At 57.4% G+C, this 11,779-nt stretch carries 10 protein-coding genes; 8 read left to right on the plus strand and 2 right to left on the minus strand.

Annotated features, from left to right (window positions below; genetic code table 11):
* The first annotated feature begins 3 nt into the window (after positions 1–3).
* Entirely contained in the window at positions 4–1,446 is a 1,443-nt protein-coding gene (locus MY069_RS15290; protein WP_482794652.1) for a Do family serine endopeptidase, read from the plus strand.
* 10 nt (positions 1,447–1,456) lie between these two features.
* Here MY069_RS15290 and MY069_RS15295 read toward each other — a convergent pair whose 3' ends face one another.
* Complete coding sequence (locus MY069_RS15295) at positions 1,457–2,779, minus strand: cobyrinic acid a,c-diamide synthase CobB (protein ID WP_482794653.1); 1,323 nt, start codon at positions 2,777–2,779, stop codon at positions 1,457–1,459.
* 210 nt (positions 2,780–2,989) lie between these two features.
* Between MY069_RS15295 and MY069_RS15300 the strand changes: the two genes are divergently transcribed.
* From MY069_RS15300 to MY069_RS15320, 5 genes are all read left to right on the plus strand, one after another.
* On the plus strand, positions 2,990–4,306 hold the full coding sequence (locus MY069_RS15300; RefSeq protein ID WP_482796719.1) for a replication-associated recombination protein A: 1,317 nt from the start codon (positions 2,990–2,992) through the stop codon (positions 4,304–4,306).
* A complete protein-coding gene (locus tag MY069_RS15305) occupies positions 4,303–5,202 on the plus strand; it encodes a ThuA domain-containing protein (RefSeq protein WP_482794654.1) in 900 nt (299 codons plus the stop codon). Before MY069_RS15300 ends, MY069_RS15305 begins: the two co-directional genes overlap by 4 nt.
* A 5-nt stretch (positions 5,203–5,207) precedes the next feature.
* Positions 5,208–6,371 (plus strand): winged helix-turn-helix domain-containing protein, encoded by a 1,164-nt coding sequence (locus MY069_RS15310; protein WP_482794655.1) that lies wholly within the window; start codon positions 5,208–5,210, stop codon positions 6,369–6,371.
* 76 nt (positions 6,372–6,447) lie between these two features.
* Positions 6,448–7,734: a dipeptidase gene (locus tag MY069_RS15315; RefSeq protein ID WP_482794656.1), complete on the plus strand. Its 1,287-nt coding sequence runs from the start codon at positions 6,448–6,450 to the stop codon at positions 7,732–7,734.
* 4 nt (positions 7,735–7,738) lie between these two features.
* Complete coding sequence (locus tag MY069_RS15320) at positions 7,739–9,109, plus strand: Na+/H+ antiporter NhaC family protein (protein ID WP_482794657.1); 1,371 nt, start codon at positions 7,739–7,741, stop codon at positions 9,107–9,109.
* 73 nt (positions 9,110–9,182) lie between these two features.
* Here the strand turns inward: MY069_RS15320 and MY069_RS15325 are convergent, their stop codons facing one another.
* On the minus strand, positions 9,183–9,887 hold the full coding sequence (locus MY069_RS15325; RefSeq protein WP_482794658.1) for a dienelactone hydrolase family protein: 705 nt from the start codon (positions 9,885–9,887) through the stop codon (positions 9,183–9,185).
* A 102-nt stretch (positions 9,888–9,989) separates the two neighbouring features.
* Here MY069_RS15325 and MY069_RS15330 point away from each other — a divergent pair, with 102 nt between their 5' ends.
* A complete protein-coding gene (locus tag MY069_RS15330; RefSeq protein ID WP_482794659.1) occupies positions 9,990–10,916 on the plus strand; it encodes a nucleoside hydrolase in 927 nt (308 codons plus the stop codon).
* Complete coding sequence (locus MY069_RS15335; RefSeq protein ID WP_482794660.1) at positions 10,913–11,779, plus strand: ribokinase; 867 nt, start codon at positions 10,913–10,915, stop codon at positions 11,777–11,779. The genes MY069_RS15330 and MY069_RS15335 overlap by 4 nt, the downstream gene beginning before the upstream one ends.

Below are 11,779 nucleotides of genomic sequence, written 5' to 3' on the forward strand. Positions count from 1 at the left end.
ATCATGACTTACGTTTCTAGCATGACAAAACACGTCTCTAAATTCCTCGTGGCCGTCCTCGTGGTACTGGTCGCCCTTGTGCTCGTTCTGGTGAGCCCGCTTTACGGATCTGCGTCTGCGCAGAATTTCTGGGACAAAGTGGTGCCCGAATCCCAAGCGCAAATCGAGCTCAGCTACGCGCCTTTGGTCAAAGACGTCTCGCCCGCTGTGGTCAATGTCTACACCAAGAAGACCGTTCAGCGCCGCATGACGATGCAAGAGTTTATGTATGGTCGCCGCTTCGGCGGACCGAATAGTCAAAGCGTCCAAAACTCGCTCGGTTCCGGCGTGATTGTCGGCGACGATGGCATCGTGGTTACAAACAATCACGTGATTGATGGCGCCGACGAGGTGATTGTCGTCTTAGCAGATCGCCGCGAATATCCTGCTGAGCTGATCCTCGCTGATGAACGGACGGACTTGGCTGTTTTGCGGATAGAGACCGAGGATGATGCTCTTCCGACGCTTGGTTATGCCAGCACGATCGGGGTGGAAGTCGGCGACTTGGTCCTGGCCGTCGGCAATCCATTTGGCGTCGGTCAAACGGTGACGACGGGGATCATCTCCGCGACAGCACGAACCGATGTTGGTGTGTCTGATTATGCCTTCTTCTTGCAAACCGATGCGGCGGTAAACCCTGGAAACTCGGGTGGCGCTTTGGTCAATACGCGCGGCGAATTGGTCGGTATCAATACCGCGATTTTCTCACGCTCCGGCGGCTCGAACGGTATTGGCTTTGCGATCCCCTCTGAAATGGTGAAGCGCGTCGTCGATGCGGCCGTGAATGAGGGTACAATAGTCCGTCCATGGTTAGGACTTAAAGGCCAGTCTGTAACCTTCGATATTGCCAAGGCGCAAGGGTTGGAGCGCCCGCTCGGCGTGATCATCACTGAAGTCTATGATGATGGCCCCGCTGATCGATCCGATTTACGCCGGGGCGATCTCATTCTCAGCATAGATGATCGCGAGGTCTATGACGAACGCGGGCTTAAATTCCTCGCGGCCACCAAGTCGCCGGGTGAGGATGTGTCGCTACGTGTGCTGCGCGGCGGCAATGAGCAAATCATCGCAGCGCGCTTGGCGCCGCCGCCCGGCATGAGCGAAGCGGAAGTCGTCCTGTTGGAAGGTCGTCATCCGTTCACAGGCGCTGAAGTCGCTGAACTCTCACCGCGCTTGGCTGAAGAGCTCGGTCGCGACCCGTTTGATAGTGGCGTTTTGGTGACCCGTGTAATGCGCCGGGCTTATGCGCGCCGCGTGGTGCGTTCTGGCGACATCATCCAATCTGTTGATGGCCAGCCAATCAAAACGCTTGATGACTTGGACGCTGCGCTTGACCGCGACTCTGGCCGCTGGGAAATTGAAATCGACCGAAACGGCCGCAGCATTAGCGGCTTCGTGAACCTCTAGTCGCACCGCTCTAGTCTGTTGGGGCTCGGTCGATGATGTGGGTGTACGATCCCATCACGGAACCGCGCTGCCCGCCGGTGAGGCCGAGATCCATGCCTTGCGCGTCGCGTTGCTGGAACAAAGCCGCGTCCGTGCCGGGATCGATCAGTACGGACATATGAAATTCATGCCCGCGTAGGGCCGTGTTCCAAAATGGGTTCGGCTCTGGCGTGATGGCGCGATAGCCAAGATGCATCTTCTTTTCCGCGAAGCTGGTCGATTGATCGAGCAGACCCGCCATCGCGTGCCGAACCCCGTTCGCATCCATCAGGCCTTGGCCGAGCACCATATAGCCGCCGCACTCACCATAAATCAGGGCGCCGCGATCCGCTGCGGCGCGTAGTCCACTTAGAAACCGGTGGGCATTCGAAAGTTGACCGGCATGTAATTCCGGATATCCGCCCGGCAGGAAAATCGCGTCAGCTCCATCGCTCGGAGCTTCATCCGCCAGGGGAGAAAAGAAGGAGATTTCGGCCCCGTTTGCGCGCCAATCGTTCAAAATATGCGGATAGGTAAACTCGAATGCAATGTCGCGTGCAACCGCAATTCTTTGACCGAGCGGCGGCAATCGACGCGGCGGAGGGGCTTGCGGAAGCGTGCCCGCAGCGTCGAGCAAAGCGTCCAAATCGACGCCTTGTTCAACCGCGCCCCGGGCGGCCTCGACTAAGGCGTCAGTTTGGTTGCGCTCGGTCGCTTGCACCAGGCCAAGATGGCGGGACGGGATGGTCAGCGCGTCTGAGCGCATCACCGTGCCGAGCAATGGAATGCCTGTTTCCTCCAAAGGCTCCGCGAGCAATTCAGCATGGCGCTGGCTGCCAACCCGCGTGGCGACCACGCCGCAGACTTTCGGGCGGTCTCGCAGAGTTGCGAACCCATGCGCAATGGCGGCGATGGATTGAGCAAGACCGCTCGCATCGATTAAGAGCAAAACGGGAAGATCGAGTGTATCTGCGAGATCTGCGCTTGATCCTGACGTACTCGCCGCGCCATCAAACATGCCCATCATGCCTTCAATAATGAGGAGATCGCGGGCTCGCGAAATATCCTGCGCGCGGGCGCGAAGCTGACTTTCGCCAAACGCCCACTTGTCGAGATTGTAGCAGTCTTGCCCAGTGGCGAGCCTTAGGAATTGTGGATCAATATCGCCCGGGCCGCCCTTCGCGACTTCGACGGACACACCGCGCGCCCGCAGGGCGCTGACAAGGCCGAGCGTGAACACCGTCTTGCCAGTGTTTGAGCTCGGTGCAGCGATCACCAAGCCTTTTGGTGGAGCAGCGGAAACGGGATTGGGCATACGGATATCTCACTCAACAGATTCAACGCAGCGCGCTGTCTCTGCCATGGTTGCAAGATCTGAGCAATCGAGAAGTGTTTCGCGTTCAACCCGTGCGGTCTATTCGCTGGATAGAGCTTCGAGCTGTTCTATTTATGTTCTTGCGGCGCAAAGCAAAGCATGACAAGCAATTGCTTATCAAAGCGAGGTGACAAGGGTATGGCTGACGGCATGAGCGATCTTTTCTCCGCATCGGGTCTATCAGACTCTGCGCCGCGTCCATTGGCGGACAAATTGCGTCCGCAGGTTTTGGCAGAAGTTGTGGGGCAAGATCATTTGCTCGGACCGAATGGAGCGCTGGGCCGGATGCTCGCGACCGGCAATTTATCCTCGATCATTTTGTGGGGTCCGCCAGGTGTGGGTAAGACCACGATTGCGCGCTTATTGGCCCAGGAAACCGATCTTCATTTCGAAGCAATTTCAGCAATTTTCTCAGGCGTCAAAGACTTGCGCGCTGTGTTTGAAGCTGCGCAGCGGCGGCGAGATATGGGGCAGGGCACATTGCTCTTTGTTGATGAAATCCACCGCTTCAACCGCGCCCAACAAGATGGCTTCCTGCCGCATGTTGAAGCGGGAACGGTGACCTTGGTCGGGGCAACGACAGAGAATCCAAGTTTTGAGCTGAATGGCGCTTTGCTCTCGCGCTGTGCGGTGTTGGTTCTAAACCGGCTCGAGGTCGAGGCGTCCGAAACACTGTTGAGCCGCGCCGAGGCCGAAATGCAGCGCGATCTTCCGCTAGATGCGCGCGCGAGGTCTGCCTTGATCGATATGGCAGATGGAGATGGGCGCTATTTGCTGAATCTGGCAGAGCAAGCGTTCACGCTGGCAAAAACAGGCACAGAACTGACATTAGAACAGCTTTCGGAGGCTCTGCAAAAGCGAGCGCCGGCCTATGATAAGAGCCGCGACGAGCATTACAATCTGATCTCGGCTTTGCACAAGTCGGTACGCGGATCCGATCCAGATGCGGCGCTGTATTGGTTTGCGCGTATGTTAGAGGGCGGCGAAGATCCGCTATTCATCGCTCGGCGACTGGTCGTGATGGCCAGCGAAGATATCAGCCTGGCCGATCCCACCGCGATGATGGTCGCTGGCGAGGCGGCCCGCGCGTTTGAGCGTTTAGGCGAACCAGAAGGCTTGATCCCGCTGGCGCATGCTGTCGTGCATCTGGCCACCGCGCCCAAGTCCAATGCGTCATATATGGGCCTCAAACGCGCCCGTGCGGTCGCCCGAGAAACCGGCTCGCTGATGCCGCCCAAACATATTCTCAATGCGCCGACAAAAATGATGAAAGAGCAAGGGTATGGCGATGGCTATGCCTATGACCATGATCAAGAGGGCAGCTTTTCCGGGCAAAACTATTTCCCCGATGGCATGGACCGGGTGGATCTTTACCAGCCTAAAGGGCAAGGCCGTGAAGGCCCAATCGCCGAGCGCTTGGCCAAGTGGCGGGCGATCCGCAAACAAAAGATGGAGGGTGAAGGATGAAACCGATTTGGAGAGGGCTCCGGCCTCTGTTCGCAATCGCCGCTTTCACGTTGGGACTAAGTGTTCAAACGACCGCGGCGCAAAACGGAACCGATACGCCGGTCGTGTATGACCAGATCCCGCCCCATATAACAAAGTGGATGCAACAACCTGCGATCCTCGTCTTTTCCAAGACGAATGGCTGGCGCCACAATGAGGGTATTGCGGGCGCGGATAAATTCTTTGTCGAGCTTTCAAGGGCGAAAGGCTTTGGAATTTTCACAACGGTCAACGCCGCCATCTTCAATGCCGACGATCTTGCTCGGTTTGATGTCATCGTCTTCAATAATGCGACCGGTGACACGCTCAGCCCCGATCAAGAAGCCGCCTTTCGCGATTGGCTCGAAGCCGGCGGCGCTTGGATCGGGTTGCACGGCTCTGGCGACAATACCCATGCCGACTGGCCGTGGTATGCGAAATCGCTCATCGGGCCAACTTTCACCGGGCATCCGCTAACCCCTCATTTCCATATCGTTCGGGTCGAAACATTGGATGAGGCTCATCCGATCATGACAGGCACCCCTTTGGTCTGGGAGCATGATGATGAGTGGTACTTCTTTGACAGCCATCCTCGCGATTATGGCCTACACCCGCTCGCAGGCATTCATGAGACGGATTTCAAACCTGAAGGTGAAGATGTTCAAAACCTCACCACTTGGGCCATGGGCGAAGCGCCGCTCGACCACCCGGTGATTTGGGTTGGGTGTCCGGGCGAGGGTCGTAGTTTTTATTCGGCGCTTGGGCATTCTGATCTTGCCTATGACAGCCAGACCTATCGCGACATTCTCGTGAACGCTTTCGATTGGGTGTTGAAGACAAGTGATCCCGCGGGCGGCGGGTGTCCAGCGACGGACTAATTCTTGTGGATCGTTCTCCGCTGAAAATTTCGAACCGGGATGCGAGGCGCCTTTGGCTGTCAGGCCAAGGGCTTGCGGCCACGCCAACCGGCCCTCTCGATCTAGATGCGTTGATCCAAAAGCTCGGCTTTGTGCAGCTTGATACGATCCAAGTGGTGGCGCGAGCGCACCATCACATTCTGTGGAGCCGAAACCAGAATTATCGTGAGCCGATGCTCAATCGGCATCTCGCTAAACATCGCAAAGTGTTTGAGCATTTTACGCATGACGCCTCGGTCTTGCCGATGGATTTCTATCCGATGTGGCAACGCCAGTTCCGGCGGCTCGAGGCGAAGGTTCGAAAGTGGGAATGGCATCGCGGCATGCTGGACGCTGATGGCCGTAACAATATCAAAGACCGCATACGCGCCGAGGGCCCTTTATGCACAAAAGCCTTCGACACCAAGGTCGTGGGCGAGAAGAAAATGTGGGCGCGGCCGCCGCATAAATTGGCGCTCGATTATATGTGGTATGCGGGCGAGCTTTCGACATCGCACCGAGAAAATTTCACCAAGTTTTATGATCTCAGCGAACGCGTCATCCCCGCCGAGCTGCTAAACCGAGTGCCCTCTGATGAGGCGCAGATTGATTGGCTGTGTCAGGCCGCGCTTGAACGCATGGCGTTCGGGTCTGAGGGCGATATTCAAAGATTCTGGGACGCGGTCTCCAATGCTGAAGCGAAAGACTGGGCGGCGGCAAATGCACGGCAGCTGGTGCCGGTAGAGATCGAAACAGCCGATCGCGGTACTATTTCCGCATGGGCGTCAGGGGATATTGAGACCCGATTAGCAGATATCGAAGCCCCCACTTCGCGCTTGCGCATCCTCAATCCGTTCGATCCGGTGGCGCGGGATCGGACACGTTTGAAGCGATTGTTTGGGTTTGATTATACAGTCGAGATGTTCGTCCCAGCCGCCAAACGGAAATGGGGCTATTATATTTATCCGCTTTTGGAGGGCGATCGCTTTGTCGGGCGGATCGAAATCAAGGCAGATCGAAAAGCCGGCACGTTGCGTGTCCTCAAATTATGGACAGAACCAAAAGTGAAGTGGACCGCGGCACGAGCGGCGAAACTTGAAGCCGAACTCGCCCGAATGCTGCGCTTCATCGGTCTAGAGCAGTTGGTTTAGGAGTTTGATCCGTCCTCAGACTTGCCTTGATCGTGTTCTTCGTTACCTCAAGAACAAGATCTGAAGGAGTTCGAACATGCTGCGATATGGGGTTTGGGGTTTGGTTGCATTTGGGATGGCCGCATGTGCGCCTCAGCTGCCAGATGCTGGAAGCGAGATCTCGGAGAACCAGGCCCCAAGCGAGGCACCGCTCTCAGATGACGATCAGTTTCATGAGTCGATTGCCGTGTTTGACAGCCACTTGGATACGCCCGCGCTGTTCCATACCGAAGCATACGATTTTAAGCGCCGTCAGACCTGGGAAGAAGATGGCACGCATGTCGACTTACCGCGCATGAATGAAGGCGGCTTGGATGGCGGGTTTTGGGTGATCTTTACCCGGCAAGGCCCGCTCGATGAGGCAAGCTACGCCGCCGCTCGGACCCATGGCCTCTTGCGCCAAACCGCGATCCGCGAATTCGCCGCGAAATATCATGAGGAAGTTGAGCTTGCTTTTGATGCCGATGACGCCGAACGCATTTTGGCGGATGGCAAAAAAGTCGTGTTCCAGAGTATGGAAAATTCCTATCCGCTCGGCACCGATGTCTCGCTGATGGAGCACTATTATATTGGCGGCTTGCGGATGATTGCGCCGGTCCATTTTGCCAACAATCAGTTCGCTGACAGCGCCACCGATATCTCACAAATCTATGACGGCTTAAGCCCGCTTGGCGAAGACTTGGTGCGCGAAGCGAACCGGTTAGGATTGGTTCTTGATGGCAGCCACGCGCATGATGAAACCGTGCGGGACATGATGGCGCTTTCCACAACACCTATCATCCTATCCCATACCGGCGCGAAAGCGGTCTATGACCATCCGCGCAACATCGATGACATGCTCTTGCTTGAGTTGGCAGAGAATGGCGGCGTCATTCAAATGAACATCTTTGGCGGCTATCTCGAAGCGCTTGAGCCATCACCGGAACGGGTCGCAGCGCTTGAAGCGCTCGCCGAAACCTATGGCAGTAATTCAAGTGAAATGGATCCAGATACGCTCCAAGCCTGGATGGCGGCGCGCGCAGAAGTCAATCGCGAATTCCCGGCGCCGCGCTCCACCTATGAGAAATTCATGGAGCACACTTTTCATGTGCTCGACCTGATCGGGCCGGACCATGTCGGGATTAGTGGCGACTGGGATGGCGGCGGCGGGGTCGACGGCATGAGCGATGTGTCCATGCTGCAAAAGATCACCCGCGACTTGCTCGCTGCCGGATATACGCGCGAAGATGTCGAAAAGATTTGGGGCGGCAACATGCTCCGTCTTGTTCGCGCGGCTGATGACGCTCGGACCTCTGATCTCGTTTCGCCGAACATCCTGAACTAGTCCAATGGAATGGCTCACCATCACGCCGCCTTTGCTGGCCATCATCGTCGCGGTGTGGACGCGGAACGTGTTCTGGGCGCTCGGCATCGCAATCTGGCTGAGTGAGACCATCATTGCTGGGTTCAACCCTTTTATGGGCGCGCTGGGCGGAATTGATCGCGCGGTCGGCGTGTTCGACAGCTCCTACAATACGCGTGTTCTTTTATTCTGTCTGATCATTGGCGCTTTGATCATTTATATGCAGCGATCCGGCGGCATCAGCGCGATGGTGGAACGGTTGCAAAACTCCGGCTTTGCCTCAACGCCGCGCCGGGCAGGATTGGTGACCGCGATTTGCGGGATACTGATCTTTGTCGAGACCAATATCAGCCTGCTGACGACTGGCATTTTGGGGCGTCCGCTCTTCGATAAGCTGAATGTTAGCCGCGAACGCTTGGCCTATATTATCGACTCGACTTGTGCGCCGGTCAGCGTTTTGATCTTGTTCAATGGTTGGGGCGCTTATCTCTTGGGCCTGCTGAACGAGAACGGCGTCGATGGCGCAACCGGCGTTTTGATGTCGACCATCGCGCTCAACTTTTATGCCTGGATCACGATCGCATTGGTCATCGCCACTGTGCTGTCAAACAAGACCTTTGGCCCTTTAGCGGCTGTCGAACGATCGGGAAGTCGTTCAACCATCTCTACAGCAGGTCCTTTCAATGAAGCACCGGAACCGCCCTCGCGAGCGATCTATATGGCGATCCCGCTCCTGATCATGATCGGCGGCACGATCGGCTTCATGCTCTGGACCGGCGAGGGCGATATTCGCAAAGGATCTGGGGCGCAGGCGATCTTGTGGTCGGTCATCCTGGCCACGGCTGCAGCGTTCATTTGCTTGGCCCATTCCAAACGCGCCAAGGGCGATCTCGTCAATTTAGGCTTCAAAGGCATGGGCGACCTTTTGCCTGCCGTCACGATGATCTATCTGGCGCTGGTGCTCGGAGCGAGCCTGAATGCGGTTGGCATGCGTGAGTTCATCGCCAGCATCGCATCAAGCTTTCCCGCACCTTGGACCATTCCGGCCATCCTGTTCATCGGGGCCGGGATTACCTCTTTCACGGCCGGGACCAGTTGGGGCACGTATGGGATTCTTGTACCCGTCGCTGTGCCGCTAGCCGTTGGGGCAGGGGTGCCGCTGCCCCTCGCGATTGCTGCGGTCATGGGCGGCGGCGTTTTTGGGGATCATTGCTCACCCATTTCAGACACGACGATTATCGCGTCTCTGGCGTCGGGATGCGATCACATGGAACATGTTCGCACGCAGTTGCCTTATGCGCTGGTGGGCGGTGTCGCGGCGACGGGCCTTTATTTGATCGCAGGCCTCGTCGCGTAAGCGACGATAAAGGCATCCATCAGCAATTCGGTGAACGGATTCGGGGCTCGGCGAGCTCCACGCGCAAAGCCGTCTAGCCCAGAACTTCCGCCAAGAAATCCTTACATGCGGCAAAGCTACGGCGGTCCGCGCCAGCATCATACATGGTTCCAAAATCTGGATTGGCGGCAGCGGGATTGGTGAACGCGTGCAGGGTCGCACCATAGGCATGTAACTGCCAGTCTGCCTTCGCTTTGGTCATCTCGCGCGAGAAATCCATGACATCGTCTGGCGTCGCCATCGGGTCTTCCCAGCCATGCAAGGCTAGCACTTTCGGGCCGATTGTCTCGTCGGTATTGCCCGGCGCGCCAAACAGACCGTGAAAGCTCACAACGCCTTCGACGCCCATATTCTTGCGTGCCATGTCGAGCACGCTGAGCCCGCCAAAGCAAAACCCGATCGCGGCGGCTTTCGAACTGCCAGCTTTGTCTTTCGCAACGCTGAGCGCATGCGAGAGGCGCGATTGCAGCTCTTCTCGATTGCTCGCGAGCGGCGTCATCAGAGCCTCGCACTCTTCATTCGTCTCGCCGCGATTGCCTTTGCCATAGACATCAATCGCGAACCCAGCATAGCCCCACTCAGCGACCAATTTGGCTTTGCTTTGCTCAAACTCGGACTGACCGCCCCAAGCATGCGCGACCAAGACCACGCCTTTGGGCGCTGCTGAAGGCATGGCAAGAAAGCCCTCAAAGGTTTCACCATTCTGCTCATAGTCAACGATCTGCGTGGTAACGTTCATGGGCTAGCTCCTGCTCGTAAAGTCTTGCTCTGAACGGGTTTAGCGAACGCAGATACGCTTTCAAGGCTTGCCATCGCGATTTCGACGCCGCAGAGCATTTCAATGACTTGCGTTTTAATCGATTGTGACCCCGGACTGGATGATGCGGTGGCTTTGCTCGCAGCGTTCGGGGCGAAAGAGCTGGATGTACTCGCCATCACCACGGTGGCCGGAAATGTGAAAGGCGAGCAGACCGCGATCAATGCTTGCATTATTCGTGAGGCGGCAGACCCGAGCGCTCCTGTCCCAGTCTGTGCTGGGGCCCCTCGGCCTATCTTGCGCGACCCGGTCACCGCGGAAGACTTTCACGGCTCGACCGGCCTTGGCAATATCGACTTCCCGACGCCTCAGCGGCCTCAGGATCAAATGCACGGCGTGAACAAGATCATTGAGTCTTGCAAAGCCGCTCAGGACACCCCGCTCACTTTGATTGTGACAGGGCCGATGACCAACGTGGCATTGGCCTTAGCGATGGATCCCGACATCGCGGCGGGCATTGCGGAGATCGTTTTGATGGGCGGCGCTGACCGTGAAGGCGGGAACATTACGCCTTACGCTGAGTTCAACGTGTTTGCGGACCCGCATGCCGCTGCCGCTGTGTTCGGTTCGGGGCTGTCTATCCGCTGCCTGAGCTTGGACGTCACCCATGAAATCCGAACGACCGCTGAACGCCTGGGCAATGTGCGCGCGGGGAAGACCCGTCAAAGCCAGATCGCTGGAGATCTTTTGGAAGCGTCGTGCAAGCTCGAATTCTCAGCCAACGGCGAACGTGAAGCGCCGCTGCACGATCCGAGTACGGTGATCGCGGTAACCGATCCGGACCTATTCACCGGACGACGCGCAACTGTTGAAGTCGTCACAGAGAATGGCGAGCAATTTGGGCGGACCGTTCCCACCTTTAGCGAAGATGGCAATGTTCTATGGTATGAGCATGCCGATAGCGAAGCCGTGTTCGACGCGCTGTGCCGTCATTTGGAGTATGCAACATGACTGTCCGGATCGGCGTCGTTGGATCGATCAATCTCGACTTAGTGGCCAGCGGTGCGCCGCTGCCGCAGGCAGGTGAAACAGTGACCGGCGCCCGGTTTGCCCAACATCCCGGCGGAAAAGGCGCTAATCAAGCGCTCGCCGCCCGGCGCTTAGGAGCAGACGTGTTCATGGCCGGCTGTGTCGGCGATGACGCGCTGGCCGAACCCGCGCTCGCGCTCTTGCGCCAAGATCGGGTCGATGTCTCAGCGGTCATGAGCGAGATCGGTACTTCAACGGGCGTCGCTCTGATCGCCGTCTCACCTGAGGGCGAGAACCAAATCACGGTGGCCAGCGGCGCGAACGCCCAGGTCAGTGCGACGGATGTTTTGAACCTGCCCAAGTGCGACGTCATTCTCTGCCAACTCGAAGTGCCTGTTGCTGCAGTGGAAGCGGCCTCTGCGCGGGCGAATGAGACGGGCGCTTTGATGGTGATCAATCTCGCACCGGCGCAAGAGGTCCCGCTCGGTCTGCTCCGCGATGCCGATCTGCTGATCGTCAATGAAGTAGAAGCTGATTTTTACGGCGATGTGCTACATCAAACAGGCGGCATGGTTGCCTTGACCCTCGGCGGCGAAGGGGCAGTCTTGTATACGATGGGAAAAGAGATTGCGCGTGTCCCGGCCTTCTCGGTTCCCGTTATCGATACAACGGGGGCAGGTGACACGTTTTGCGGCGCACTTGCAGTCGCGCTCGCTGAAGGAAAAGCGCCGGAAGAGGCGTTGCGATTTGCTGCTGCGGCAGGCGCTTTAGCCGTCACCAAGGCGGGCGCTCAACCGAGCCTGCCAACCCGAGCGCAAGTCGAACGTCTCCTTGCGGAGACTTAA

This window comes from Hyphomonas sp. ske169 (assembly GCF_056850855.1).

Coding starts and splice junctions, on each gene's coding strand:
- MY069_RS15290 (WP_482794652.1), top strand. CDS start 4: ATGACTTACGTTTCTAGCATGACAAAACACGTCTCTAAATTCCTCGTG.
- MY069_RS15295 (WP_482794653.1), bottom strand. CDS start 2,779: ATGCCCAATCCCGTTTCCGCTGCTCCACCAAAAGGCTTGGTGATCGCT.
- MY069_RS15300 (WP_482796719.1), top strand. CDS start 2,990: ATGAGCGATCTTTTCTCCGCATCGGGTCTATCAGACTCTGCGCCGCGT.
- MY069_RS15305 (WP_482794654.1), top strand. CDS start 4,303: ATGAAACCGATTTGGAGAGGGCTCCGGCCTCTGTTCGCAATCGCCGCT.
- MY069_RS15315 (WP_482794656.1), top strand. CDS start 6,448: ATGCTGCGATATGGGGTTTGGGGTTTGGTTGCATTTGGGATGGCCGCA.
- MY069_RS15320 (WP_482794657.1), top strand. CDS start 7,739: ATGGAATGGCTCACCATCACGCCGCCTTTGCTGGCCATCATCGTCGCG.
- MY069_RS15325 (WP_482794658.1), bottom strand. CDS start 9,887: ATGAACGTTACCACGCAGATCGTTGACTATGAGCAGAATGGTGAAACC.
- MY069_RS15330 (WP_482794659.1), top strand. CDS start 9,990: ATGACTTGCGTTTTAATCGATTGTGACCCCGGACTGGATGATGCGGTG.
- MY069_RS15335 (WP_482794660.1), top strand. CDS start 10,913: ATGACTGTCCGGATCGGCGTCGTTGGATCGATCAATCTCGACTTAGTG.